General features: G+C 40.2%; 24 protein-coding genes and 1 pseudogene. All 25 read left to right on the plus strand.

The features are described 5' to 3' along the window. Nucleotides 1-41 precede the first annotated feature (41 nt). The 25 genes and pseudogenes from PHC29_03590 to PHC29_03710 all read left to right on the plus strand — a co-directional run bounded on the left by PHC29_03590 (nucleotide 42) and on the right by PHC29_03710 (nucleotide 26,321). Nucleotides 42-1,268: an ammonium transporter gene (locus PHC29_03590; GenBank protein ID MDD5108576.1), complete on the plus strand. Its 1,227-nt coding sequence runs from the start codon at nucleotides 42-44 to the stop codon at nucleotides 1,266-1,268. A gap of 90 nt (nucleotides 1,269-1,358) precedes the next feature. Continuing rightward, entirely contained in the window at nucleotides 1,359-1,700 is a 342-nt protein-coding gene (locus tag PHC29_03595; protein MDD5108577.1) for a P-II family nitrogen regulator, read from the plus strand. Between the two features lie 197 nt (nucleotides 1,701-1,897). Next, on the plus strand, nucleotides 1,898-4,093 hold the full coding sequence (locus tag PHC29_03600) for a glutamine synthetase III (protein ID MDD5108578.1): 2,196 nt from the start codon (nucleotides 1,898-1,900) through the stop codon (nucleotides 4,091-4,093). A 110-nt stretch (nucleotides 4,094-4,203) separates the two neighbouring features. Then, a complete protein-coding gene (locus PHC29_03605) occupies nucleotides 4,204-4,635 on the plus strand; it encodes a helix-turn-helix domain-containing protein (protein ID MDD5108579.1) in 432 nt (143 codons plus the stop codon). Continuing rightward, entirely contained in the window at nucleotides 4,632-9,158 is a 4,527-nt protein-coding gene (gene gltB, locus PHC29_03610) for a glutamate synthase large subunit (GenBank protein MDD5108580.1), read from the plus strand. The genes PHC29_03605 and gltB overlap by 4 nt, the downstream gene beginning before the upstream one ends. After that, nucleotides 9,151-10,593, plus strand: a complete 1,443-nt coding sequence (locus PHC29_03615) for a glutamate synthase subunit beta (protein ID MDD5108581.1) — start codon at nucleotides 9,151-9,153, stop codon at nucleotides 10,591-10,593. The genes gltB and PHC29_03615 overlap by 8 nt, the downstream gene beginning before the upstream one ends. A 57-nt stretch (nucleotides 10,594-10,650) precedes the next feature. Next, nucleotides 10,651-12,534 carry a proton-conducting transporter membrane subunit gene (locus tag PHC29_03620; GenBank protein ID MDD5108582.1) on the plus strand — a complete coding sequence of 628 codons (1,884 nt, stop codon included), beginning with the start codon at nucleotides 10,651-10,653 and terminating at the stop codon, nucleotides 12,532-12,534. Continuing rightward, a complete protein-coding gene (locus tag PHC29_03625) occupies nucleotides 12,531-13,385 on the plus strand; it encodes an NADH-quinone oxidoreductase subunit H (GenBank protein MDD5108583.1) in 855 nt (284 codons plus the stop codon). Before PHC29_03620 ends, PHC29_03625 begins: the two co-directional genes overlap by 4 nt. Before the next feature lies 1 nt (nucleotide 13,386). Further along, nucleotides 13,387-13,800: pseudogene (locus PHC29_03630) on the plus strand (NADH-quinone oxidoreductase subunit B family protein). A 114-nt stretch (nucleotides 13,801-13,914) separates the two neighbouring features. Beyond that, complete coding sequence (locus tag PHC29_03635) at nucleotides 13,915-14,301, plus strand: GNAT family N-acetyltransferase (GenBank protein MDD5108584.1); 387 nt, start codon at nucleotides 13,915-13,917, stop codon at nucleotides 14,299-14,301. After that, nucleotides 14,298-14,657: an NADH-quinone oxidoreductase subunit C gene (locus PHC29_03640; GenBank protein MDD5108585.1), complete on the plus strand. Its 360-nt coding sequence runs from the start codon at nucleotides 14,298-14,300 to the stop codon at nucleotides 14,655-14,657. The genes PHC29_03635 and PHC29_03640 overlap by 4 nt, the downstream gene beginning before the upstream one ends. After that, on the plus strand, nucleotides 14,644-15,729 hold the full coding sequence (locus PHC29_03645) for a nickel-dependent hydrogenase large subunit (GenBank protein ID MDD5108586.1): 1,086 nt from the start codon (nucleotides 14,644-14,646) through the stop codon (nucleotides 15,727-15,729). The genes PHC29_03640 and PHC29_03645 overlap by 14 nt, the downstream gene beginning before the upstream one ends. 2 nt (nucleotides 15,730-15,731) lie before the next feature. Further along, entirely contained in the window at nucleotides 15,732-16,070 is a 339-nt protein-coding gene (locus PHC29_03650) for a 4Fe-4S binding protein (protein ID MDD5108587.1), read from the plus strand. Then, complete coding sequence (locus PHC29_03655; GenBank protein MDD5108588.1) at nucleotides 16,063-16,401, plus strand: hydrogenase maturation nickel metallochaperone HypA; 339 nt, start codon at nucleotides 16,063-16,065, stop codon at nucleotides 16,399-16,401. The genes PHC29_03650 and PHC29_03655 overlap by 8 nt, the downstream gene beginning before the upstream one ends. Before the next feature lie 64 nt (nucleotides 16,402-16,465). After that, nucleotides 16,466-17,083, plus strand: coding sequence for a MotA/TolQ/ExbB proton channel family protein (locus tag PHC29_03660; protein MDD5108589.1), 618 nt, complete (start codon nucleotides 16,466-16,468; stop codon nucleotides 17,081-17,083). Further along, nucleotides 17,080-17,484 (plus strand): biopolymer transporter ExbD, encoded by a 405-nt coding sequence (locus tag PHC29_03665; GenBank protein ID MDD5108590.1) that lies wholly within the window; start codon nucleotides 17,080-17,082, stop codon nucleotides 17,482-17,484. The genes PHC29_03660 and PHC29_03665 overlap by 4 nt, the downstream gene beginning before the upstream one ends. Nucleotides 17,485-17,510: 26 nt before the next feature. Next, on the plus strand, nucleotides 17,511-18,497 hold the full coding sequence (locus PHC29_03670) for an FAD:protein FMN transferase (GenBank protein MDD5108591.1): 987 nt from the start codon (nucleotides 17,511-17,513) through the stop codon (nucleotides 18,495-18,497). A 10-nt stretch (nucleotides 18,498-18,507) separates the two neighbouring features. After that, the gene (locus tag PHC29_03675) at nucleotides 18,508-19,194 is read left to right on the plus strand and encodes a bifunctional precorrin-2 dehydrogenase/sirohydrochlorin ferrochelatase (protein MDD5108592.1); all 687 of its coding nucleotides are present in this window, start codon (nucleotides 18,508-18,510) and stop codon (nucleotides 19,192-19,194) included. Continuing rightward, nucleotides 19,185-20,252 (plus strand): glutamyl-tRNA reductase, encoded by a 1,068-nt coding sequence (gene hemA, locus PHC29_03680; GenBank protein ID MDD5108593.1) that lies wholly within the window; start codon nucleotides 19,185-19,187, stop codon nucleotides 20,250-20,252. Before PHC29_03675 ends, hemA begins: the two co-directional genes overlap by 10 nt. Then, a complete protein-coding gene (gene hemC / locus PHC29_03685; GenBank protein MDD5108594.1) occupies nucleotides 20,212-21,132 on the plus strand; it encodes a hydroxymethylbilane synthase in 921 nt (306 codons plus the stop codon). Before hemA ends, hemC begins: the two co-directional genes overlap by 41 nt. A gap of 4 nt (nucleotides 21,133-21,136) precedes the next feature. Beyond that, nucleotides 21,137-22,660, plus strand: a complete 1,524-nt coding sequence (cobA, locus tag PHC29_03690) for a uroporphyrinogen-III C-methyltransferase (GenBank protein ID MDD5108595.1) — start codon at nucleotides 21,137-21,139, stop codon at nucleotides 22,658-22,660. A gap of 27 nt (nucleotides 22,661-22,687) precedes the next feature. Beyond that, nucleotides 22,688-23,839 carry a radical SAM protein gene (locus PHC29_03695; GenBank protein MDD5108596.1) on the plus strand — a complete coding sequence of 384 codons (1,152 nt, stop codon included), beginning with the start codon at nucleotides 22,688-22,690 and terminating at the stop codon, nucleotides 23,837-23,839. Continuing rightward, nucleotides 23,836-24,834, plus strand: a complete 999-nt coding sequence (hemB, locus tag PHC29_03700) for a porphobilinogen synthase (protein MDD5108597.1) — start codon at nucleotides 23,836-23,838, stop codon at nucleotides 24,832-24,834. The genes PHC29_03695 and hemB overlap by 4 nt, the downstream gene beginning before the upstream one ends. 1 nt (nucleotide 24,835) lies before the next feature. Then, entirely contained in the window at nucleotides 24,836-25,864 is a 1,029-nt protein-coding gene (locus PHC29_03705) for a radical SAM protein (GenBank protein MDD5108598.1), read from the plus strand. After that, a complete protein-coding gene (locus tag PHC29_03710) occupies nucleotides 25,836-26,321 on the plus strand; it encodes an Lrp/AsnC ligand binding domain-containing protein (GenBank protein ID MDD5108599.1) in 486 nt (161 codons plus the stop codon). The genes PHC29_03705 and PHC29_03710 overlap by 29 nt, the downstream gene beginning before the upstream one ends. Nucleotides 26,322-26,323: the final 2 nt, after the last annotated feature.

Genomic DNA, 26,323 nt, shown 5'->3' on the forward strand with positions numbered 1-26,323 from the left:
GAAATGGGGTTTAAGAGAAGAAACTATTTATGGGAGGTGAGATGATTAATCAAGCGGATACGTTGTTTGTTCTGATGTCGGCGGCGTTTGTAATGCTGATGACTCCCGGCCTTGCTTTTTTCTACGGAGGCATGGTCAGGCGCAAGAATATTTTAAGCGTTTTAATGCAATGTTTTGTTGCTTTATGTCTGTTGTCTTTACAATGGATAATTTTTGGTTATAGCCTATCTTTTGCTCCAGGAAATGGGTTTTGGGGAGGCCTTAGTTGGTTTGGTTTAAACGGAGTGGGGGCAGCTCCTTATGCGGGTTATTCTGTGACTATTCCGCATCAGGCATTTATGGTTTTTCAGATGATGTTTGCTGTTATAACTCCAGCGCTTATTATTGGTGCTTTTGCCGAAAGGATGAAGTTTTCGGCTTTCTTAGTTTTCACCCTACTTTGGGCAACCTTTGTTTATGATCCTTTGTGTCACTGGATTTGGGGAGTAGGAGGTTGGCTTAGAAACCTTGGCGTGCTTGATTTTGCCGGAGGTATTGTTGTGCATACTAGCGCCGGAATTGCAGCTTTAGTTTCTACTATTATCATTGGTAAAAGAAAGAACTTGGAGCATACACCGTCTCCACATAACCTCCCTTTTGTAGTTTTAGGAACTGCGCTTTTATGGTTTGGCTGGTATGGTTTTAATGCCGGCAGCGCTTTGGCGGTAAATGGAATTGCAGTAAGCGCTTTTATTGCTACTAATACTGCTGCAGCCGCAGCCGGTTTAAGCTGGGCGTTCTTGGAGTGGATACGTAATGGCAAACCTACGGTTTTTGGTATTGTAACCGGTTCGATTGCTGGGCTTGCCACTGTTACTCCTGCTTCGGGATTTGTAAGCCCGATTTCAGCAATTATTATCGGTATTGCTGCCAGTATAATTTGTTTTATCGCGGTTGCAGTAACTAAACCGCGGTTTGGTTATGATGATTCTTTGGATGCCTTCGGCGTGCATGGCGTAGGAGGAATACTGGGTACGCTTTTAACCGGGGTATTGGCTTCTAAAGCAATAAATCCGGCAGGAGCGGACGGTTTATTATATGGTAATCCTAAGCAGTTACTTATACAATTATTGGCGGTTACGGTTGCAGTAAGCTATACTTTTATTGCTACTTTTATTATTTATAAGCTCGTAGATATTTTCTTTAGGATGCGTGTAAGTGAGAAAGATGAGCTGGTCGGTCTTGACCTTACCCAGCATCGTGAGAGGGCATATACGATACTTGAATGAAAGCTCTAAGCCATAAGCCGTAAGCGGCAAGTTTTAAGCTTACAGCTTATAACTTAAAACTTAGAGCTAGAGTTTACAAAGGAGGATAATATGAAACTAGTGATTGCTATAATTCAACCGTATAAGCTAGAAGAAGTAAAGGAGGAGCTGTATAAGGTAGAAGTAAACCTGATTACCGTAAGCGAAGTTTTAGGCCATGGCCGCCAGAAAGGTATCACTGAAGTCTACCGCGGTTCTAAAGAAACCGGGAATCTCCTGCGAAAAATCCGCCTTGAGATTGCCGTAAACGATAATTATCTTGAACCGACAATCAAGGCAATTGTTAAAGGCGCCAAAACCGGTGAAACCGGAGATGGAAAAATATTTGTCCTCGATCTTAAAGAATGCATCCGTATCCGCACTGAAGAACGCGGGGCAGTGGCGATAGGGTAGGAAAACCAGGTGACGGTTCTCTTTCTTAAGAGAACCGTCACCTGGTTTTTAAGAAGATTGAAGTTACCAGAAATGATTCTTTTTTACTTGTAATTAGAGAACAGAGGCGTTCTGGTGTATTAGAGAATGCCTCTTTTAATTTTTGCTGATTGTGGTAAGATAAATCCAATATTCTTTTAATGTGCAAGGGGGGGAAAATGAGCATAAGACAGAAGGTTTTATTTAAAATTAAGAGCACTGACTTGGAAAAAATTGATTCTCCGAAAAAGGTTTCTTCTTATTTTGGAGAAAATACTTTTAACACCGAAACTATGCAGAAGCATATCTCTAAGCCTACCTTTGAAGCTTTTAAGCTTTGGATGTCTGAGGGCAAGACCATTACCATGGAACAGGCGAATGAGATTGCCGGTGCCATGAAAGACTGGGCGATGGCCAAAGGCGCCACATATTATACGCATTGGTTTCAGCCGATGACCGGCCTGACTGCAGAGAAGCACGATAGTTTCATCTCTATTACTGCTCCGGGAAAAGTAATTGAAAAATTTTCAGGCAATAAATTAATCCAGGGTGAGCCGGATGCCTCAAGTTTTCCCTCAGGAGGAATTCGCGCGACTTTTGAAGCCAGAGGTTATACTGCCTGGGATCCTTCAAGCCCGGCATTTATTATTGAAAGTACACTTGGTAAAACTTTATGTATCCCCACGATATTTATTTCTTACCATGGCGAGGCGTTAGATAAAAAATTACCGCTTTTACGTTCAGATGAAGCATTAAATAATGCTGCTATAGGATTGGTAAAGCTTTTCGGTCGTAAAGATGTAAAGAAAGTATTTTCCACCTGTGGGCCGGAACAGGAATATTTTCTAATTGATAAAAACTATTATAATTTACGCCAGGATTTGATTATGACCGGCCGTACTTTGGTTGGCGCGCCGTCACCTAAGGGGCAGCAGTTAGAGGATCAATATTTTGGCACGATTAAAGAACGTGTAGTTAATTTTATGTTTGAAGTGGCTGTTGAAGCCTATAAGTTGGGAATTCCTGTAATGACCCGGCATAATGAGGTTGCGCCGCATCAGTATGAATTTGCTCCGATATTTGAAGAGTCAAATATAGCCGCTGACCACAATCAGCTACTTATGGAGTTGATGAAAAAAGTTGCTTTAAGGCATGGTATGGTCTGTCTTTTACATGAGAAGCCTTTTGCCGGCATAAACGGAAGCGGAAAACACCTAAATTGGTCGCTGGCGGATGATTTAGGTAATAATCTGCTTAATCCTGGGCAGACTCCTGAAGATAATTTACAGTTTTTAGCAGTGTTGGCTGCGGTTTTAAGAGCAGTTTATTTGCATGCCGATCTCCTGCGTGCTTCCGTTGCTCTAGCCGGTAATGAGCACCGCTTGGGCGCCAATGAAGCTCCGCCGGCAATCATTAGTGTTTTCTTGGGCGCGCAACTTACCTCTATTCTGAATATGATTGAGAAAGGGGTTAAATCTAAGGTTTCCAAAGCCGATATTATTGATTTGGGGTTAGCCCGCTTGCCTAAGTTTAATAAGGATACAACTGACCGTAATCGTACCTCGCCTTTTGCTTTTACCGGCGCTAAGTTTGAATTCCGCGCCGTCGGTTCATCGCAAAACATCTCAACACCTATTGCGGTAATTAACACGATTATTGCTGAAAGTCTGGATTATGTTGCGGATAGCATTAAGCGGGCCACGTCTACGGGGAAGGATTTTAATTCTGCGGTACTCTTGGTAATTTCTAAGATCGTTAAAGAGACTAAAGATATTCGTTTTGAGGGGAATAATTATGCAGAGGAGTGGATTAAGGAAGCCAAGAAGCGTGGATTGCCGAATATTGCTTCGACTTATGAGTCGCTAGAGGCTCTAACCAAAAAAGAGAATATTGCTCTTTTTGAGAAATATAAAGTTTTTTCCAAAGAAGAACTGGTCGCCCGTTACCATATCTGGATCCACATGTATAACCTGACCCTTGAAATCGAGGCCAATACTTTAAATGAGATGGTCAATGCCTCAGTAGTCCCGGCAGGTTATGAATATGAAAAATTGTTAGCGTTAAATTTGGATGCGCTAGTAAAATTACAGAAGGATGCCGGTTTAAAAGTTGATGTTGCGGCGTTAAAGGATAAGAAGGAGCATTTGGCTGAAATAGTTGCCAAGATTTATTATGTACGCAGGAATGTCGGTGAAATGATTAAGCTGCTTGAGAAGGCCAGTAAGGTAAGCAATGAGAAGCGCGCAGAGCTTTATTTTGAGGGACTTAAGCCTTTGATGGAGCACATTAGAAAGCATGTTGATCAGCTTGAATGCGTGGTCTCCGATGATGCCTGGGATTTACCTAAGTATCGCGAAATGTTGTTTATAAAATAGGTTACCAAAATAACCTTATTTTTACTTGTATATTTAGGCACATTGTAGTGCCTAAATTATAACAAAAAGAACATAGACGTTCATGATGGCCAAGGTTGTTTTTTGCCAAAGTGAACGTCTTTTTTTATCGCCAGGCATGCATAAAGTTTAGGCAATTTATGATTACTATACTTATCACAGAAGATGAATTAAAGGCTAAAGAGGCCTTGACTAAAATGTTAGAGCAGGAAGGTTACGCCTTATCCGGAAGTGAATCTGGAAATGATGTAATCCGAGTAGTCAAGAAAGACTGCATAAGGGATCTGGCTTTTATTAAAGATAAAGTAATAGAGCTGGAAAATTCTTTGTTTATTGAAAAAAAAGGGGTACTTTATAAATCTGTTTTAGAGGCAATAGAGAAGCCTTTGCTTGAACAAACTCTGGAACGTTGTGAAGGCAATCAACTAAAGGCAGCGCGCATTTTGGGAATAAATCGCAATACCATGCGGGCAAAAATAAAAAAATTGAGCATTAATGCAGATAGGTGGAAAACAAATATATGAGATATACGCATTTACCGAAAAAACAAGGTTTATATGACCCGCAGTTTGAACATGATTCATGCGGCGTTGGGTTTGTTTGTAATATTAAAGGGAATAAGAGCAATGATATTGTCAGGCAAGGCCTGGAAGTCCTAAGGCGTCTTGCTCATCGCGGCGCAACCGGGGCAGATCCTAAAACCGGAGACGGGGCCGGCTTGCTTATTCAATTTCCGCATGAATTTTTTGTTTCTGTATGTAAAAAAGAAAATATTAGCCTGCCTCAAAAAGGTAAGTATGCTTCCGGATTAGTATTTTTGCCGCAGGATGCCTTAGAGCGTAAATTTTGCAAAGAAACATTTGAGAATATTATTAATAATGAGGCCCAGATATTTTTAGGCTGGCGCAAGGTTCCCGTTAATAATCAGGATATTGGAAAAACCGCAAAAGATACTCAGCCGCAAATTGAACAGATTTTTATTGGCCGCAATAAAAATATAGTTGACGTTTTAGCTTTTGAAAGGAAACTTTATATTATCCGTAAGCAGGTTGAAAATATTATCCGTGCCTCTAAGATAAAACAAAAACCTTTTTTTTATATTCCAAGTTTGTCCAGCCGAACCTTTATCTATAAGGGCCTGCTTATGCCGCATCAGGTAGAAAGTTTCTTTTTAGATCTAAGTTCCAAGGAGATTAAAAGCGCTTTAGCCCTGGTGCATTCGCGTTACTCGACCAATACTTTTCCTACCTGGGATTTATCCCAGCCATTTAGATTTATTGCCCATAATGGCGAGATTAATACTTTAAGAGGAAATATTAATTGGATGCGTGCCCGAGAGAGTTTTTTAAAGAGTGAATTATTCAGCAAAGATTTAAAGAAGATTTTACCGGTAATCGTTGCAGGCGGTAGTGATTCAGCGATCCTGGATAATGTTTTTGAGCTTTTAACCTTATCCGGTAGAAGCCTTGTGCATACAATCTCGATGTTAATACCAGCTGCCTGGGAGCAGAATAATATGCTCAGTCAGGATGTGAGGGTTTTTTATAAATATCATACTTGTCTTATCGAGCCATGGGACGGACCGGCAGCGATTGCGTTTACTGATGGCGATTCTATCGGCGCAGTTCTTGACCGTAACGGATTGCGGCCTTGCCGCTATATTGTGACTAAAGATGATTTTGTGGTTATGGCTTCTGAGGTAGGAGTTTTGAATATTAAACCTTCTAATATTCTTCATTCGGGACGGCTTGAACCAGGGAAGGCCTTTTTTATCGATACAAAAGCTGGGCGAATTATTGAAGATAGCCAGATAAAAAAAGAGCTCGCGCATGAGAGGCCATATGAGCAATGGGTTAAGAAAAATATATTGGAGTTAGATACTTTGGCGGAGAAAACCCCCAAAAAAGATAAGGCTGATACTTTAACGCAGTTAAAAGCCTTCGGCTATACGCGTGAAGATTTAAAAACACTGATTAAACCAATGGCTGAAAATTCCCAGGAGCCGGTGGGCTCGATGGGTAATGATACTGCGCATGCTGTGCTTTCAGCCAAGCCGCAACTCTTGTTTTCTTATTTTAAGCAATTGTTTGCCCAGGTAACTAACCCTCCGATTGACCCTATCCGCGAGGAGTTGGTAATGAGTTTGGCCAGCTACCTGGGCCCGGAAAAGAACATTTTAAGCGACGGAGAGGATCATTGCCATAAATTATTAGTGGCTCGTCCGGTTTTAAGCGATATCGAGCTTGAGAAAATACGAAGAATAAAAAAGAATGGCTTTAAAACTAAAACTATCTCGTTACTTTTTCAAGCGGACGAAAAAATTAATTTTTCCAAGGAGCTTAAAAAAATATTTCAGGCAGCCGAATCCGCCATAAAGGCAGGTTATAGTTTTATTATTTTAAGCGATAGAGGGGTCAATAAAGATTATGCTAGCCTCCCAAGCCTCTTGGCAGTCTCTGCGCTGCACCATTATTTAGTGCGGCGTTCTTTGCGTACACAGATCAGTATTATTTTGGAAAGTGCCGAGCCCCGCGAAGTAAACCATTTTGCCTTGCTTTTTGCCTACGGAGTAGACTGTGTTAATCCGTATTTAGTCTTTAGAGCAGTAGAGAGCTTGGTTAAAGATAAAGAGCTTGACCTGGATACAAAAAAGGCCAAGCATAATTATATAAAGGCAGTAGATAAGGGGATTTTAAAGGTCCTTTCTAAAATGGGTATATCAACCTTACAGAGCTATCGCGGTGCCCAGATTTTTGAAGCGGTGGGATTAAGTGAAAGTGTGATTGATGAATATTTCACTGGTACAGTTTCTAGGATTAACGGTGCATCTTTAGGTGTAATCGCCAAAGAGACTATTATGCGCCATACTGGGGCATTTCCGAAAAGGCCTCAAGGGCAGGATTACTTGGCAACAGGCGGCCTTTACCAGTGGAGGCGCGACGGAGAATTTCATCTCTGGAATCCGGATAGTATTACTGCTTTGCAGGATGCGGTACGCAATAATAATACCAAGAAATATCAGGAGTTTGCCGCCTTAATTAATGATCAGTCAAAAAATCCTACCACTTTAAGAAGCTTACTGAAATTTAAAACACAAAAACCTATTTCCTTAGATGAAGTTGAACCGGTCCAAGAGATTGTAAAAAGATTTGCTACCGGAGCAATGAGTTTTGGTTCGATTAGCCGCGCTACACACGAAACAATTGCTATTGCTATGAATAAATTGAAGGGAAAGTCTAATACCGGAGAAGGGGGAGAAGATCCATCGCGTTTTACTCCTTTACCAAACGGCGATTCCACTAGAAGCGCAATTAAGCAGGTTGCTTCTGGTAGGTTTGGCGTAACTACAACTTATTTAGTTAATGCCGATGAAATCCAGATTAAAATTGCTCAGGGAGCAAAACCCGGCGAGGGAGGCCAGCTTCCTGGGCATAAGGTAAGCGCAATAATTGCCAAGACTCGTTATACTACTCCGGGAGTTACTTTAATTTCACCTCCTCCCCACCATGATATTTATTCAATCGAAGATTTAGCGCAACTTATCTTTGATTTGAAGAATGCCAATCCTAGAGCGCGCATTAGCGTAAAATTGGTCTCTGAAATTGGTGTAGGTACAGTAGCTGCTGGCGTGGCAAAGGGGCATGCGGATATGATTCTTATTTCAGGCCAGGACGGTGGTACCGGGGCATCTCCATTGAGCTCGATTAAATATGCTGGTCTTCCTTGGGAGCTAGGCCTTTCAGAAACTCATCAGACTTTGGTGTTAAATGATTTAAGAAGTAGGGTTCGTTTGCAAACCGACGGTCAGATGCGTACCGGACGCGATGTAGCTATTGCTGCATTACTTGGCGCTGAGGAGTTTGGTTTCTGCACTGCGGTATTAATCGTATTAGGGTGCGTAATGCTGCGGCATTGCAACTTAAATAATTGCTCGGTAGGGATTGCTACCCAAGATGAGGTTTTAGAGAAAAGATTTACCGGCAGGCCGGAATATATTATAAATTATTTTATTTTTATTGCCAATGAGCTGCGCCAGATTATGAGCTCTTTAGGCATAAAGAAATTAGAGGATATGGTGGGAAGGGTTGATTTATTAGAGTTAAATCAGGAGATTTTACCTTGGAAGGCAAAGGAAATAGATTTTTCTAAAATTCTTTTTAAACCGCAGGTGCCTGAATCGGTAATTACGCATTATTGTAAAGAGCAGGATCATGGTATCGATAAAATTATGGATTTAAAACTTATAGAATTATCCATGCCGGCATTAGAGAAATCACAAAACGTTCATATAGAGCAGTTGATTGAAAATGTAAATCGTACCACAGGAGCAATGTTAAGTGGAGAGGTTTGCAAAAGGTTTGGCGAAAGCGGGCTGCCCGAAGATACGATTAAATGTAATTTTAAAGGTGTAGCCGGACAGAGTTTCGGGGCTTTTTTAGCTAAAGGGATAACTTTTGCTCTTGAGGGTATGGCCAATGATTATGTGGGTAAAGGGATATCAGGAGGAAAAATTATAATTTATCCGGATAGATTGGTTGACTATAAACCGGATGAAAATATTATTATCGGTAATACTACTTTTTACGGTGCAATTAACGGAGAGGCTTATATCAGAGGGGTTGCCGGAGAAAGGTTCTGTATTAGGAATTCCGGGTTAAACGCGGTTGTTGAAGGATTAGGTGATCACGGTTGTGAATATATGACCGGAGGAAGGGTTGTTATTTTGGGCAAATGCGGTAGGAATTTTGGAGCCGGAATGTCCGGCGGGATCGCTTATTGTCTGGATGAAAGTAGCGATTTTAAGAAAAGATGTAACTTGGGAATGGTCGGCTTAGAAAAGATAGATGCTCAGGATATAGAAACAATCAAAAAATTGTTGTTTAATCACCACAAATATACGCAGAGCCCCAAAGCAAAAGAGGTCCTTGCTAATTTCCATAAGTATGCAAATCTTTTTATCAAGGTTATGCCTTTAGAATATAAGCGTATATTGGAAGAGAGAAAAGTTCTTAAGAAAGCTGATTTGGGAGAATATACTGATGGGTGATGTTAAGGGTTTTTTAAAGGTTAAAAGGCAGCCAGGTATATACCGGCCGGTTTGCGAAAGGGTAAAAGATTTCGCCGAGGTTAATTTGCTGCGTACTGAATCTCAGAGCAAGGAGCAGGCATCGCGTTGCATGGATTGCGGCACACCTTTTTGCCATTGCGGATGCCCTATTGGGAATTATATACCGGAATGGAATGATCTTGTTTTCCATAATCAATGGGAGAAGGCTTTTAATTTACTGAGAGCTACCAATAACCTTCCTGAAGTCACCGGAAGGATCTGTCCTGCGCTTTGCGAATATTCCTGTGTTTTAGGGATCAATGATGACCCGGTAACGATCCGCGAAAATGAGCTGGGTATCATTGAATATGCTTTTAAGTCTGGATTAATCAAACCGAGGATCCCCAAAAAAAAGACAGGAAAAAAAGTTGCCATTGTTGGTTCAGGCCCGGCCGGCCTTGCTTGCGCCGACCAGTTAAATTCCGCTGGTCATCAGGTTGTAGTTTTCGAAAGAGACGATACTATTGGAGGAATCCTGCGCTATGGTATTCCCGAGTTTAAATTGGAGAAGAAAATAATTGATCGTAGGGTAAAGATTTTAGAAAAAGAAGGGATTAAATTTAAAACGAATGTTTTTGTAGGCGTAGATTTATCCGCGAAAAAATTATTGCAGGAGTTTGATGCCGTTTGTATTGCCTGTGGGTCACGGACGCCGCGGGAATTAAATATTGAGGGTAGGAATCTTTCGGGAATCAATTTTGCCATGGATTATTTAATTCAGTCTAATAAGAGGGTAAAAGGAGAATATATTCCAGATGATAAATTGATTGATGCTAAGGCTAAGCGCGTGGTAGTTATCGGCGGAGGGGATACCGGAGCAGATTGTTTAGGAGTTGCTCATCGCCAGGGTGCATCATGCGTTATGCAGATTGAAATTATGCCCAAACCGCCTACCTGCAGAACTAGCGATTATTCTTGGCCTAAGTATCCTTTACTGTTTAAATCTTCTACCAGCCATGAAGAAGGGGGGCAAAGGGATTGGTCGATATTAACCAAAAAATTTATCGGCGCAGATGGAAAAGTTAAGAAGCTTATATGTGTAAGAGTTGAGTTGAATAAAGACGCTTCGGGATGTCCGCTTATACATGAAGTAAAGGGGTCAGAGTTTGAAATTGAGGCAGATTTGGTAATTTTGGCTTTAGGTTTTCTGCATCCTGAGAAAAAAGGCGTAATTGAGGAGTTTAAATTAGATCTAGATCAAAGGCAAAACGTAAAGACCGGCAATAATTTTATGACTTCTAAGCAAGGTGTATTTGCTTGTGGAGATATGCGCCGCGGCCAATCCCTGATTGTCTGGGCAATCGCTGAAGGCCGGCGCGCTGCCCACTATATGGATAAATACCTTACGGGTAACTCAAGCCTACCGATGTTATAAAATTCGAGTTTTTTCTAATTTTGAGTTATACTATCAGGAAAATACAAGGAGAGAAGTTTGTACCTATTAGCGTTTTTAATCATATTTCCGTTATGCACATCTGTAATTCTGCTTCTGTTAAAAGGGCAAAGGTTTCAGAATGCGGTAGTCAAATTGTCTGCTCTGGCTATCTCTGCGATAGCGATTTGCTTGTTGATAAGCACCTTTCATCAAAGCATCCAATATTTTAAGGCACAGTCGTATCTGGTTGATAAGATTATGTTTTTTACGAAATGGGTTTTGGCCGGTTATATTTTATATTTAGGGTTAAAATTTAAACGCGCCTGGGTGGCCCTGTTTATTTTATTTCAAGCAGCCCTGATGTTTTATTTCGAGTATTCCTACGGCGCCAAAGTTATTGTAGAGAATAACCTGTTCATAGATAAATTTTCGATTATTATGTCCCTGATAGTGGGGATTATTGGCAGTTTAATTTGTGTTTATTCTATCGGGTATATGGGTGATTTTCACCGTGATTATCATAAAGAGATTAAAGACAGGCGCAACTTCTTCTTTTTTGTTATTTTTGTATTTCTTTCTGCGATGTTTGGGGTGATTTTTTCCAATAACCTCCTTTGGCTTTACTTTTTTTGGGAGATTACTACAATCTGTTCTTTTTTGCTGATCGGGTATAAGAAGACGCAGGAGTCAAGAAATAATGCTTTTGTTGCTTTAGAATTTAATCTTTTAGGGAGCCTGGCATTTTTGGCAGCAATCATAATTTTTTACAGGACAACAGGAAGTATTGAGTTGAATAAAGTAATGTTATTAGGTAAGGCTTGGGTTTTGATTCCGGTAATGTTAATTTGTTTTGCCGGGTTGACTAAGTCTGCGCAGCTGCCTTTTTCTTCTTGGTTATTGGGAGCGATGGTTGCTCCTACTCCGGTATCGGCATTGTTACATTCCAGCACTATGGTAAAAGCAGGGGTATATATAATTTTAAGGTTTGCTGCGGTTTTACAGGGGACTATGGCGGGTTTTGTCCTGGCATTAATCGGGGGGATAACTTTTTTGGTTGCTTCATTTTCAGCTGTTTCACAGAGCGATGCCAAAAAGATTCTGGCTTATTCCACTATTGCCAATTTGGGATTAATTGTTTTATGCGCCGGTATCGGCACATATGAAGCAATGTGGGCGGCAATTTTGCTGATTGTATTTCACGCTATCGCTAAGTGTCTTCTGTTTCTTTGCGTGGGGACTGTAGAGCATAAGATTCACAGCCGTAATATTGAAAATATGTCAGGTTTGATTATTACTATGCCTAAGCTGTCTATTATGCTGCAGATTGGTATGGCAGGCATGTTTTTGGCTCCTTTTGGCATGTTAATCAGTAAATGGGCGGCGCTTAAGGCGTTGGTGGACTACAATCCTTTGCTAGTTATATTTGTAGTTTTCGGAAGTTCAGTTACCCTTTTCTTCTGGGTAAAATGGATGGGAAAACTCATTATTGTTGCCGAACATAAGAATGAAATTGAGCAGGGAATTAGCAGAAGCCAATGGTTTTCGCTGGGAGCATTATCGGTATTAACGATTAGTATCTGCGGTTTCTTCCCGCTGGTTTCCTCTTTTTTAATTGAGCCGTATTGCCTTGAGATTTACGCGCGCACAATTACGATGAGCCGCGGAAATATTGAGATTATGTCCATTATGTTAGCGATGGTTTTGCTTTTTCCTTTGAGTTTTATCAATTACGGAAAGCGGGTAAAGGTAGTGGATGCCTATTTAGGCGGGGCAAATATCAATAGTAATGTCGAGTTTCGCGGTTCTGCCGGGGCAATCAAGAGTATGTCGATGAATAACTATTACCTAGAAGATTATTTTAACGAGAAAAAATTACTTAAATTCGGAGTGATTATCAGTATTGTTTTAGTAATCGCCATGCTGGGATTGTCTTTGCTATGAATATATTCCTGAATATCATATTATATTTAATTTTTGCTCCTTTAATCGGAGGCCTTTTGTCCGGATTAGACAGAAAGATTACCGCGCGCATGCAGTCCAGGATCGGCCCGCCGATCCTACAGCCGTTTTTTGATATTTTAAAATTAGTTCAGAAAGAAAATTTGGTGGTAAGAAGGTCTCAGAATTTTTACATTGGGTTTTTTTTGGTTCTGGCAATCTTTACCGGAGCTATTTTCTTTACCGGAAAAGATATATTGCTTGTAATCTTTGCTTTTACCTTGGCAGCGATATTTTTTGTTCTCGCCGGGTTTAAAGCCAGCTCACCATACAGCTTTATTGGCGCCCAGAGAGAATTACTGCAGATGATGGCTTATGAGCCGATCATTATTTTAACTGCCGTGGGTATGTATATGGTTACGCGCAGTTTTTATATTTCCGATATCGTTTCTTTTGGGAGGCCGTTAATTTTTTATTTACCAGGAATTTTATTTGGTTTGTTGTACGTTTTAGCAATGAAGTTTAGGAAATCACCTTTTGATTTATCTACTTCGCATCATGCGCATCAGGAGTTGGTTAAAGGGATTACCACGGAGTTTTCCGGAAAGGCGCTGGCGATGATTGAGCTGGCACATTGGTATGAAAATATGCTGATTTTAGGTTTTATTTATCTATTCTTTGCTCATCGGCCGCTTGCAGGATTGGCTTTAAGTTTATTTGCGTATTTTTTAATTATTCTTATTGATAATACTTTTGCCAGGGTAAAATGGCAGCTGGCTTTGTTAAGTTGTTGGTTGATAACTGTAATTTTTGGTTTTGGGAACATTTTAGCGCTGTTTATTCTACCTAAATAAAATGTCATATTTAAAAAGGTCACCTTGGGTTATTCATTATGATGCTTCAAGCTGTAATGGCTGCGATATAGAGGTATTGGCTTGCCTTACTCCGGTTTATGACCTGGAGCGTTTCGGAATAATCAATACCGGCAATCCCAAGCATGCCGATATATTCTTAGTTACCGGTTCGGTTAACGAGCAAAATAAGGAAGTAATTCAGAATATATACCACCAGATGCCTGAGCCAAAAATAGTTCTTGCTTTAGGTATTTGCGCTACATCCGGAGGGGTATTTAGAGAATGTTATAATGTATCCGGAGGAGTGGATAAGATTATTCCCGTAGATGTTTATGTTCCCGGTTGCGCGGTGAGGCCGGAGGCAATTATTGACGGAGTGGTCCGGGGATTAAAGATTCTGGAGGAAAAACATAAGAAGTTTCAACAGATTTCAGGCGGTAAAGGAGAATTAATTATTGTCGAAGCCAATATTAAAGATGCCCAGGAGATACTGAATTTACAAAAATTAGCTTATCAAAGCGAAGCTGAAATCTATAATGATTTTAGCCTCTCTCCCTTAACCCAAACCCTTGAGGAGATAAAGAGCGATTTTAAAAATAAGGTTTTTCTAAAAAGTGTAATGCATGATAAGGCCGTGGGTTCTGTGCGCGCTTATATGGAAGAGAATACTTGCCATATTGGGCGTTTGATTGTGCATCCTAGTTATCAGAATTATGGACTGGGTAGAAAACTGATGCATAAAATTGAAGCTTATTTTGCGCAGGCTGCAAGGTTTGAGGTATTTACCGGACATAAGAGCAGACGTAATATTTATTTTCACCAGAGGTTAGGATATAAAATATTTAAGCGGGAGCATGTTTCGCAACTGCGCGACAGGGTTTTTATGGAGAAGCTAATCAAGGAAGAGCTGAAATGATTGAAGAGCAAAAATTAATTAATATTGAGATTAAGGATTTGTTAAGTTATGCTGAGAATCTTTGTAAATCCGGGCTCCGTTTGGTGCAGGTTGGTTGTACTAAACTGCCTGATTGCCTAGAACTAAATTACTCCTTTGATAAAAATTACCATTTTACTAACCTTAAGGTTAAATTAACGGACCTAGATATTGAGATTCCCAGTATAAGCAGTATTTATTGGTGTGCCTTTTTATACGAAAACGAAATTCATGATTTATTCGGAGTAAGGTTTAAGGATATTGCTTTAGACTATAAAGGCAATTTTTATCGCACTTCCATAAAGAGAGGATTCAATCCGCAAAATGAACAGCCCTAAGAGGACAATTATACCTTTTGGACCGCAGCATCCGGTGTTGCCTGAGCCTATTCATTTGGATCTAGTAGTTGAGGATGAAAAGGTAATTGAGGCAATTCCTTCGTTAGGTTTTATTCACCGCGGCCTTGAGAGATTAGTTGAGAAAAGGGATTTTATTGATTTTGTTTATGTTGCTGAAAGGATTTGTGGTATCTGTAGTTTTATCCACGGCTTGACATATTGCATCGCTATTGAAGAACTTATGCAGGTAGAGGTTCCTAAGAGGGCAAATTACTTGCGCTTAATCTGGTCGGAGCTCTCGCGAATTCACAGCCATCTTTTGTGGCTAGGATTAATGGCTGATGGTTTTGGTTTTGAAGCGCTCTTTATGCACACCTGGAGATTAAGAGAGAAAATCCTGGATATTATCGAAGAGACTACAGGCGGCAGGGTAATCTTTGGGTCGGCTAAAATCGGCGGAGTAAGAAAAGATATTTCTCCTGAGAAACTGGTAGAAATTGTCCTAAAACTAGAAAATTACGCCAAAGAAATCAGGGAGATTACAGATGTTTTTATAAACGACAGTTCCGTTAAGCATCGTTTAGTGGGGGTGGGGATATTAAGCAAGGAAGACGCTTATCTTTTAGGGGCGGTCGGCCCAACCCTCAGGGCTAGCGGAGTAAGTTTAGATACGCGTAAATTAGGTTATGTTGCTTATAAGGAGATTAATTTTGAACCGATAACTGAGACAGCCGGCGATAGCTATAGCCGTTGCCTGGTAAGGATAAGGGAAATTTTTCAGTCTATTGATATGATCAAACAGGCAGCCGGAAAAATTGAGCCGGGGGCTATTGAGGTTAAAGTAACCGGCACGCCAAACGGTGAATTTTTTGCCCGCACTGAGCAGCCGCGGGGGGAGGTCATTTATTATGCTAAGGCAGACGGATCGCGGTTCCTCCAGCGCCTGAGAGTGCGCACTCCTACTTTTGCCAATGTGCCTGCGATGGTTAAATTATTACCGGGTTGCCAGCTGGCGGATGTGCCGATTTTAGTTTTAACCATTGATCCCTGTATAAGCTGTACGGAGCGATAAGAATGAAGATATTCGTGATGGCAAAAAAGGTTTTGAAGAGTTTGTGCACAAGGCCGGTAACTTTCCGCTATCCTTTTGTTCCTAAAACTTATTATAAGTTTACGCGCGGCAGTATTACTATTGATATAAATAGGTGTATATATTGCGGTATGTGCCAGAGAAAATGCCCTGCTCAGGCCATCCTGGTAACTAAGGACAACAAAGAATGGAAGATTGACCGGTTACGCTGCGTTTCCTGCGGCTATTGTGTAGATGTTTGTCCGGTAAAATGCCTGTTTATGGAAAACACTTATTCTGCTTCTACTCAAACCAGGACAGAGGAGGTTTTTAGGCGTGCATGAGTATCATCTTATTGAGGAGGTTATTAAGGGCGTCTTAGCCGCAAGCAAAGAAAAAGAAATTGTTGAGATTATTTTGTCTGTTAGCGATTCAAGCGGTCTGGATCCGGGTTCAATTGAACTTTATTTTGAGGAAGTCAGGGAGAAGAATAGCCGGTTAAAAGGAGCCAAATTGTCTGTACGGCTGGTTAAAACAAAATTATATTGCCCCAAATGTAATTTAGATTTTGAATGGATAAATAAGAATTTTTCCTGCCCGAAATGCTCTGAGGTGGCTTTGCGTTCTGCAGTAAACCAACAGATACATATCGAAAAAGTGGTATTTAAATCTTAGTTGTGCTATATTATCCCAATAACGGTTATTTTTATGCTTATTTTGGTAAGTAGGAGGTTCTATTATGAATATATGGGGATTAATTAAGGTCGGTGGCTTTACTATGGTTGTGCTTTTGGCTTCTTCGGTATTGTCAATTGCGATAATCTTGGAGAGAATTATTTTTTACCGCAATAAATCCAGGCTCAAGCGTGAGGATTTTATGCAAAAAATCCGCCAGGAGGTTAAAAAAGTAAACTTGAATTCGGCTAAGGAAAGCTGTGAGCAGGCAAACGCCCCTTTTGCCAAGGTGGTTTATGCCGGAATAAATTTTTTTGATTGCAGCGAAAAAGAAATCTCCAATAATATGGAGCGCCAAATTATTATCGAAACTACAATACTTGAGCGTTTTACCGCCATAATTGGCACTATCGGCAGCGTGGCTGTTTACATAGGTTTATTTGGGACAGTTCTAGGTATTATTCGCGCCTTTCATGATATATCCGCCAGCGGTTCAGGAGGAATAAGCGTGGTAATAAGCGGAATATCGGAGGCGTTGGCTTGCACCGCAGCCGGCCTTTGTGTGGCTGTGCCTGCTGTTGTCTCCTACAATTATTTCATGAAAAAGATCGATTCTTTTATCAAGGACATGGAGTTGGCTGCTTCTGAAACCATGGACCTGCTTAGCGCGATAAAAAAATGAGGCCTCCTGCCGGTAAACAAAAACTGATCGCCGAAATAAATATTACTCCGTTTACGGATGTAATCCTGGTGCTTTTGATTATATTTATGATTACAACTCCGCTTATCCTGCAGTCTAATATCCGGGTTAATCTGCCTAGTTCAGCCACAGGAGGGCCAGTGCAGGAAACCCGGCAGATTAGTATTACATTGACCAACGAAGGCTTAATTTATCTTGATAATAAGCTTATTTTGCGCAAAAGCCTTAAGGCAGAGGTCGCCAAGATTCATCAGCTTAATCCATCTCTAGAAGTAATTTTATTTTCGGATAGAATGGTCAGGTTTAAGGATATTGTGGGCCTTTTGGACATATTCAACGAGCTTGGTATTAAAAATCTGAATATTGCCACTAAAACCGAATAGATTAATACCCTCTCACCTTTTTAATAATGAAAAAATTATTTCAGATATTTGGCGTTACACTCTTGATTTGTTTGGGGTTCTGGAGTATTAAGCAGGTTAACTTACGTATATTCCATACGGAGAAAAAAACCCGCTTGATGATGGGTACTTATGCTACGATTACAGCTTTAGGTTCTAAGGATATCGCTAATAAAGCAATTAATTTAGCTTTTATCCGGATGCAAGAGATAAACATAAAATTTAATCCGATTAATCCTCAAAGTCCGGTTTATGCTTTTAACAGAAAAAGCCAGCCGATAACTGATCCGGAAATTATCGGTTTGATAAAGAGATCATTGGAAATAAGTAAGGATTCTGGCGGCGCCTTTGATATTACTGTTGCTTCATTGTCGGAGCTCTGGGGTTTTTACGCAAAGTCTTTGCGTATCCCCAAGGATGAAGAGATTAAAGAATGCCTGCGCCATGTTGGTTACCAGCACCTTTTATTTAAGGATGGAGAACTGAATAAAGATGATCAGGCCGTAAGAATCGATTTTGGCGGGATCGCCAAAGGTTATGCGTTGGCTGAGGCAGCAAAGGTCTTAAAAGATAATGGGATAACTTCTGCATTGATTGATCTGGGAGGCGATGTATATGTTTTAGGAAAAAATGTAATTACGCCATGGAAAATAGGGATTAAGAATCCCCGCGGTAAAGATATCTTAGGGTATATAGAGGCACAGGATCAAGTTGTAGCCAGTTCAGGAGACTATGAAAGGTTTTTTATTGAAAATAAAAAGCGGTATCATCATATATTTAATCCGGTAACAGGATATCCTACAGAGGGGGTTGCCGGTGTAACAGTTATTCATCAGGATCCTGTCTTGGCGCAGGCTTGGGCAAAGATACCCTTTATTTTGGGGGTCCAAAAAGGAATTCAGAAGCTCAATAAGATTAAGGATCTGCGGGCGGTTATTATTACTACTGACGGCCAGATGATCTATTCTGAAGATAAATTAAAAATTAACAAATAAGCCCGTAAAAATGATGATTAAATATTATCCTGTAAATCTGGCGTTAAGGAATAAAAAATGCGTGGTAATTGGCGCCGGGCAAGTTGCGTTCCGTAAGGCTAAGCGAATTTTAGAATATGGGGGGCGCGTTTGGGTAATTGGTGAAAAGATAGCGCCGCAGCTGAGAAGATTAGTTGAGAAGAAGGGAATTGTATTTAAGAATAAAAGAGCTGATTTAAAGGATCTGTGTGGCGCGTTTTTGGTGATTGCCGCTACTGGCGATAGAAAATTAAACGCTCGGATTTGCGCTTATTGCCTGAGAAAAAATATCTTAGTTAATGTGGTAGATTCGCCTAAGGATTGTAATTTTATTCTGCCTTCGGTTCTAAGAAGAGGAAGTTTGACTATAAGCGTATCCACCAATGGGGTAAGTCCGGCGCTAGCCAAAAAAATCCGGCAGGATATCCAACAGAGGTTTGGTTCTGAATATGCTAAATTATTGCGTTTGATGAAGGATATCCGTCCTCAGGCTTTGAAAGAAATAAAAAACCCGCGAATCAGAAACCTCCTTTTTAAAAGGATGTTACAACCGGAAATACTAAGCCTTCTTAAAAAAAATAAAGAGCAGAAAGCAAGAAAGAGAATAAAGAAAGGTTTAAAGATTTTATTAGGAGCTAAGGGGGTTATGAGCAAGAAAGAAGGTGTGGGGTGGATTTAGCAGTTATAGGTATTAATCATAAGATGGCTCCGGTGGGGATTAGGGAAAAATTTTCATTTTCGTCTAAGCAGATTGTTGAAGTTAACCGGATGCTTAAGGGGCAGGGGGCCTTGTCGGAAAACTTAATCCTATCTACTTGTAACCGGATGGAGATATATGTGGTGGTTGGCCAGAAAAAAGATTTTATCGGCCCAGTCAAAGATTTTTTAAGTAGGTTCCATAATTTGCGCCTTGCCGATTATGAAGGTATGTTTTATGTTTACAGGGATAAAGAGGCAATAGAGCATCTATTTAGGGTTTCCTCGGGCCTTGATTCCATGGTTATCGGAGAAATGGAGATATTAGGCCAGGTTAAAAAGGCTTACCAGGATGCCAGGGAAAGCCGCTCTACTGGCAAGATATTAAACAGGTTATTTGAGAAGGCGTTGAACACCGCAAAAAAAATACGCAGCGATACTCTTGTTGGACGTGGAGCTATTTCAGTGAGTTCAGCTGCGATAAGGTTGGCAAAAAAGATATTGGGGGGGGTAGACGGTAAAGTTGCTTTGGTTATTAGTGCAGGCCTAATTGGAGAGCAATTAGTTTCATATTTAAAGAAAAGCGGGATTAAAAATATACTGGTTGCCAATCGCACGCTAGATAAAGCGAAAATTCTAACCGATAAATTTTCCGCGACCGCGGTTAGCTTTGATAGTTTTAAAGAGAGATTAGGAGATGTGGATATAGTTATTACTTCTACCGGCGCCCCGTATTGTATTATCCATAAAGACGATATGCTAGGCTTCATGCCTAAGAGAAAACAGAAGCCGCTTTTTATTATTGATTTGGCAGTGCCGCGCGATGTAGATGCAGAGGTAAGTAAAATTGATAATGTTTATCTCTATAATATCGATGACTTGCAAAAAATTATTGAGCAGAATATATCTTTAAGAAAGAACGAATTAGATACTTGCGACAGGATTATTGATAATTCCACCGAGGCCTTTATGGATTGGTGGTTAAAGGAAAACATAAAATATGGTGCTCAAGAGTTTGATTATAGGTTCGCGCGCAAGTAAGCTGGCGCTGGTGCAGGCAAATATCGTAAAAGATCTGTTAAGAGAAAAATACCCGCTTTTGGATATAAAAATTAAAACTATTAAGACTACCGGTGATAAGATTTTGGATTTATCTTTGGATAAGATCGGGGATAAGGGTTTATTTACCAAGGAGATTGAAGAAGTTTTATTAGCAGGTGAAATTGATTTGGCAGTACACAGTATGAAGGATTTACCCGTTGAGATAACCTCAGGTTTAAAAATAGCAGCGGTTACGCCAAGAGAAGACTTACGTGATATTTTGGTTTCCAAAGATGAATATAATATTAAGTTTCTTCCTAAAAATAGTAAGGTTGGCACAAGTAGTTTGCGCCGTCGTGCCCAGCTTTTACATCTTAGGCCGGATTTAAACATAATCGATCTACGGGGCAATATAGGCACCCGTATTCGCAAATTAAACGATGGTTTCTACGGCGCAATTATCTTAGCTTATGCCGGAGTAAAGCGGCTGGGGCTTAAGTTATCGATGTCGGTTATTCCTCTGGAAGAAGTTTTACCCCAGGCTGCCCAGGGCGCTTTAGGAATCCAGATTTTGCAAGGTAGAATGGATATAGAGGAAATAGTAAAAACGTTGGATGATGAGCTCTCGCATCTTTGTATTAACGCGGAACGCTCAGTGTTGTCTAGATTAGGAGGCGGATGCCATGCTCCGATAGGGGTGTATGCGCAAATAGAGAGGGATAAAATAATTATTAATGCCGGTGTGTTTTCCCTGGATGGTAAAGTTGCAATAAAAGATAAGATTTCCGGAGACAAGAAAGATGGAGAGGGTTTGGGATTGGCTCTGGCGGATAAATTACTTGTTAACGGGGCAAAAAATATTCTTGAAAGAATAGGCTAAAAACATGCTTAAGCCAAAAGTATATCTAACAGGAGCTGGGCCGGGTGATTCGAAATTAATTACTGTTAAAGGCCTCCAGTTGATCAAGCGGGCTGATTGTATTATCTATGATTATTTGGTTAATTCCAATCTGCTTCAAAATGCGCAAAGCAATTGTAAGTTAATATATGTAGGTAAAAAATCCGGCGCCCATACTTTGCCGCAAGATGAAATCAATCAACTGCTTGTAAGAGAAGCGCGTATGCATAAGGTAGTCGTGAGGCTTAAGGGCGGAGACCCATTAATTTTTGGCAGGGGAGCGGAAGAAGCGCTTTATTTGAAGAAGAGAAAAATAGATTTTGAAATTGTACCGGGAGTAACCAGCGCAATTGCAGTTGCCACATATGCCGGTATTCCGCTTACAGTCAGGAGCCAAAATTCTACTGTTGGGTTTATTACTGGTAATGAAGACCCTAAAAAAAAAGATTCTAATATTAATTGGGAAGCTCTTGTTCAAGGATTGGGTACAATGGTTTTCTTAATGGGCGTAGGTAATTTAGAGAAAATAATTGGGAAATTAATTGAGAATGGAAAGCCGCCTAAAACGCTTGTTGCGATAATCAGGTGGGGGACAACTGGAAAACAAAAAACTATTACCGGGACCCTAAAAAATATTGTGCAGTTGGCTAAAGAAAGCAAAATTACTCCGCCGGCAATAATTGTAGTTGGCGAGGTGGTTAAATTCAGAAAAGATTTAAACTGGTTTGAGAAAAAGCCGTTATTAGGCAAGAGAATTTTGGTTACGCGCAGCAGAGAACAGGCAAGTTTACTTTCTGAGAAATTAATCGACTTAGGCGCTGAAGTTATTGAAATTCCAGTAATTAAAATTGTATCTCTTAAAGCTGATATTCAGCTACAGAAAGCATTTTCGCAGAATGAATACGATTGGGTATTTTTTAGCAGTCAAAATGGTGTTGCGGAATTTACGGAATTCTTAAAGAGAACTGGTAAAGATAGCCGAATATTCGCAAGGGCTCAGGTTTGTGCGATTGGCTCTGAGACAGCAAAGTCATTGGTTAGGATAGGGATAAGAGCAGATTACGTACCCGTACAATTCTGCGCTAAGGCAATTGTCAAACATTTTAATGATATTAAATTAAAAAGTGGTAGCGCTTTGATACTGCGTACAAAACAGGCGCCCGATGTGCTTCCGGATGGGCTTAAAAAACTGGGATTTAAGGTCAAAGTAATTGATTTATATGATACTCTTGTTGAAAAAAAGAGCGCGCCAAAATTAAAAGAATGTTTAAAGCAGGGAGTAGGTTTAGTTACCTTTACCAGCTCCTCAAGTGTGAAGAATTTTATGGAGTTACTGGGTAAAGATTACCGCAGCCTGCTTAAAGGCGTCTGCCTTGCTTCCATCGGCCCGGTTACATCTACGACTATCCGAGAATATGGTTTAAAAGTAAATCAAGAAGCAATGGTTTATACAATTGATGGTTTAGTAGAGTCGATTCAAAAAACAAAAAGGAAACAGTTTTCAGGCTAATCGGGAAATAGGGTTATAAGAAATAAGATGATTAACTGCACGAGATTACTTTGCGAAAAAGCTGGGTTTTATGATGAGATACGCTACCAAAAGGGGAAGCCTGCAGATACAAATCGTCCGATTGTGGTTTGGAACTCTACACTCCGCTGCAACTTAAAATGTATTCATTGTTATATTGATGCCAAAAAATCCCCTGGTGCCGGTGAGCTTACCACGCAGGAGGCAAAAATACTTATTGATGACCTGGCTGCTTTTGGCGTCCCGGTAATTTTGTTTTCTGGAGGCGAGCCATTTATCCGTGAGGATTTATTTGAGCTGGGAAAATATGCCAAAGAGCGTGGCCTACGCACGGTAATTTCAACCAATGGCACTTTAATCACCGATGATATTGTTAAAAGAGTCAAAGACGCCGGATTTTCTTATGTTGGTATAAGTTTGGATGGTTTAGAATCAATCAATGATAAGTTTAGAGGGCAAAAAGGCGCATTTAAGAAAACTTTATCCGGCATAAGGAATTGCCTGTCCAATAATGTGCGTGTGGGGTTGCGTTTTACCATCAATAAGTATAATTTTAAAGATGTTTCCGGTATCTTTGATTTAGTTGAAGCGGAGAATATTCCTCGTGTTTGTTTTTATCATCTGGTTTATTCCGGAAGAGCAAGCGCGATGATTGATGATGATCTAACGCATCAAGAGGCGCGCGATACCATGGATTTGATTTTTGCTCGCTGCAGAGGGCTTTCTAAAACTAATACGGAGATATTAACCGTGGATAATCACGCCGATGGTGTTTATTTATATATGAAGTTAATTAAAGATGATCTCAAAAGAGCGCAAAGAGCTTTAGAGCTGCTTAAGATTAATGGTGGTAATAAATCGGGAATTGGCATTTCCAATGTGGATAATTTAGGTAATGTGCATCCGGATCAGTTCTGGAGAGAGCATGTTCTTGGCAATGTTAAGCAGAAGAAGTTTAGCGAAATCTGGATGGACCAGAGCAACCAATTACTGCGTAATTTAAGAAATCGCCTACAGCTTTTAAAAGGTAAATGTGGCCGTTGTAATTTTAAGAATATATGCGCTGGAAATTTTCGGGCGCGTTCTGAGGCATTTTACGGTGATCTCTGGCAAGAGGATCCTGCCTGCTATCTGACTGAAGAAGAAGTTTTAAACAGATGAGTTTGAGAGATAGACGAAAAAATGAGCTAACACGTAAGAAATTACGTGAAACGCAAGAGTTATCGGCAAAAGATTTGATTATGCCTATCTTTGTGAAAGAAGGCATTTTAGAAAAAAAAGAAATCAAGTCAATGCCGGGAATTTATCAGTTTTCTTTGAAGCAAGTTGTTAAACAAGCGGAAGAAATCTATAGTTTAGGGATACCATCAATAATTTTATTTGGCATACCCGCGCATAAAGATAAAATTGGTTCTGTAGCTTACGACAAAAAAGGAATCGTGCAAGAGGCAATAGGCGCAATTAAAACAGCTGTTCCGAGATTGAATGTAATTGCTGATGTTTGTATGTGTGGATATACAACGCATGGCCATTGCGGAATTATAAAAAATTCTTACGTTGATAATGTTCAAACAGTAAAAATGTTAAGTAGGATTGCTCTTTCATATGCGTGCGCAGGCGCAGATACTGTCGCTCCTAGCGCGATGATGGATGGGCAAGTCAGAGCGATAAAAGAAGTGTTGATAAGAAATAATTATCCGAAAGTAAGGATTTTAGCTTATTCGGTAAAATACGCTTCTAGTTTTTATAACCCTTTCAGGGACGCGGTTGAGTCAGCTCCTAAATTTGGCGATAGGAAAACCTATCAGATGGATTATTATAATTCTGATGAAGCAATACTTGAGGCCAAACTTGATATCCAGGAGGGCGCGGATATGCTGATGGTAAAGCCGGCATTAGGATACCAGGACATAATCTATAGGATTAAAAAGGAATTAAAATTTCCGCTTGCCTGTTATTCTGTAAGCGGTGAGTACGCGATGATTAAAGCCGCTTCAGTTAAAGGGTATCTTGATGAAAAAAAAGTGCTACTTGAGACTATGACGGGTTTTAAGCGCGCAGGCGCCGATTTAATTATTTCTTACTATGCTCAGGATCTGGCCAGATGGCTAAAACAATGGGGACGGTTCTCGAAGAGAACCGTCCCCATGATTTAAAATGAATAATTCAAGTACCCTAAGGATGATTGCCTGGGAGCTTACTCGTAGGTGTAATTTAGCCTGCAGCCATTGCCGCGCTTCTAGCAAATATGGGCCGTATGACAATGAGTTGACTACAAATGAATGCTTTAAATTGATAGATGAGATTACGTCTTTTAATAATCCAATCATAATTCTTACCGGAGGGGAACCATTATTAAGAGAAGATATTTTTGAGATTGCCAAATATGGGAAGAAAAAAGGTTTAAGGATGGTTTTGGCGACCAATGGAACATTGCTTACTTATGAGAATGTCGCAGAAATTATACAGGTGGGTATAAAAAGAATTTCTGTAAGTTTAGACGGCTCTGATGCGGCTACTCATGATAATTTAAGGCAGGTTTTTGGGGCCTTTAAGCAGGTTTGTGAGGGCCTAGCCAAGGCAAAGAAAGCCGGCCTTGAATTTCAGATAAATTCCACGGTTACCAAGCGCAACATTAAATTACTTTCTCAAATTATGGATTTGGCCAAGAAGCTCGGTGCTAAAGCGCATCATATTTTCCTGCTTGTACCTACAGGCCGCGCTAAGGGTATGATAGGCGAAGAGTTGTCGGCGGCGGAATACGAAGAGACGCTTAAGAGGCTGGCTAAAGAGAAGGATAAATCAACTTTAGAGATAAAGATTACCTGTGCTCCGCATCTAAACCGTATTTTACTACAGGAGCATCTTGAACCTGCCGTTTCTTTAACCGGCAAGGGATGTATGGCGGGAGTAAGTTTTTGTTTTATTTCGCATACCGGAGATTTGCAGCCTTGCGGGTATTTAGATATAAAATGCGGTAATGTAAGGGAAAAGGAGTTTAAGAAAATCTGGGCAGAATCGGAAGTATTTAATAATTTAAGTGATTTCTCTAAATATAAAGGTAAATGCGGTATCTGTGAATTCAGGACAGTTTGCGCAGGATGCCGCGCCAGGGCCTATGCCGTATCCAAAGATTATTTAGAAGAGGAGCCGTATTGTGTCTATATACCAAAGGCAAAGGAGTAAATTAAGTTTACTGGACAGGCGTCTTTTGAATTGTTTACAGGAGGATATTCCTTTTATGGAGAGGCCTTGGGAAGTTATAGCTGATAAATTGGATATTAAAGAGGATTATCTTTTAAAAAGAATCGCTGCATTAAAAAAACAAGGCGTAATTCGCAGAATAAGCGCGGTTTTCTCCCCCCGTAAGATTGGTTTTGTCTCTACTTTAGTAGCCGCAAAAATTACTTCCGGATATATTGAAAAAGTTGCCAAGGGGATAAATTTGTATCCCGAGGTTACTCATAATTACAAGAGGGATGGCGAGTATAACCTTTGGTTTACTTTGATTGCTCGGGATACTAAGAGAATCGCCCAAATTATAACTGAGCTCAAGGAAGATAGTGAGATTAGGAAGATTTCGGAATTTCCGGTAATAAAGATATTTAAAATTGATGTAAAGTTTCCGATAAAAAATTCATAAAA

The organism is Candidatus Omnitrophota bacterium, assembly GCA_028712255.1.
GTDB lineage: Bacteria > Omnitrophota > Gorgyraeia > Gygaellales > Profunditerraquicolaceae > UBA6249.

Coding starts and splice junctions, on each gene's coding strand:
- PHC29_03590 (MDD5108576.1), top strand. CDS start 42: ATGATTAATCAAGCGGATACGTTGTTTGTTCTGATGTCGGCGGCGTTT.
- PHC29_03595 (MDD5108577.1), top strand. CDS start 1,359: ATGAAACTAGTGATTGCTATAATTCAACCGTATAAGCTAGAAGAAGTA.
- PHC29_03600 (MDD5108578.1), top strand. CDS start 1,898: ATGAGCATAAGACAGAAGGTTTTATTTAAAATTAAGAGCACTGACTTG.
- gltB (MDD5108580.1), top strand. CDS start 4,632: ATGAGATATACGCATTTACCGAAAAAACAAGGTTTATATGACCCGCAG.
- PHC29_03615 (MDD5108581.1), top strand. CDS start 9,151: ATGGGTGATGTTAAGGGTTTTTTAAAGGTTAAAAGGCAGCCAGGTATA.
- PHC29_03625 (MDD5108583.1), top strand. CDS start 12,531: ATGAATATATTCCTGAATATCATATTATATTTAATTTTTGCTCCTTTA.
- PHC29_03640 (MDD5108585.1), top strand. CDS start 14,298: ATGATTGAAGAGCAAAAATTAATTAATATTGAGATTAAGGATTTGTTA.
- PHC29_03645 (MDD5108586.1), top strand. CDS start 14,644: ATGAACAGCCCTAAGAGGACAATTATACCTTTTGGACCGCAGCATCCG.
- PHC29_03650 (MDD5108587.1), top strand. CDS start 15,732: ATGAAGATATTCGTGATGGCAAAAAAGGTTTTGAAGAGTTTGTGCACA.
- PHC29_03660 (MDD5108589.1), top strand. CDS start 16,466: ATGAATATATGGGGATTAATTAAGGTCGGTGGCTTTACTATGGTTGTG.
- PHC29_03665 (MDD5108590.1), top strand. CDS start 17,080: ATGAGGCCTCCTGCCGGTAAACAAAAACTGATCGCCGAAATAAATATT.
- PHC29_03670 (MDD5108591.1), top strand. CDS start 17,511: ATGAAAAAATTATTTCAGATATTTGGCGTTACACTCTTGATTTGTTTG.
- PHC29_03675 (MDD5108592.1), top strand. CDS start 18,508: ATGATGATTAAATATTATCCTGTAAATCTGGCGTTAAGGAATAAAAAA.
- hemC (MDD5108594.1), top strand. CDS start 20,212: ATGGTGCTCAAGAGTTTGATTATAGGTTCGCGCGCAAGTAAGCTGGCG.
- cobA (MDD5108595.1), top strand. CDS start 21,137: ATGCTTAAGCCAAAAGTATATCTAACAGGAGCTGGGCCGGGTGATTCG.
- PHC29_03695 (MDD5108596.1), top strand. CDS start 22,688: ATGATTAACTGCACGAGATTACTTTGCGAAAAAGCTGGGTTTTATGAT.
- hemB (MDD5108597.1), top strand. CDS start 23,836: ATGAGTTTGAGAGATAGACGAAAAAATGAGCTAACACGTAAGAAATTA.
- PHC29_03705 (MDD5108598.1), top strand. CDS start 24,836: ATGAATAATTCAAGTACCCTAAGGATGATTGCCTGGGAGCTTACTCGT.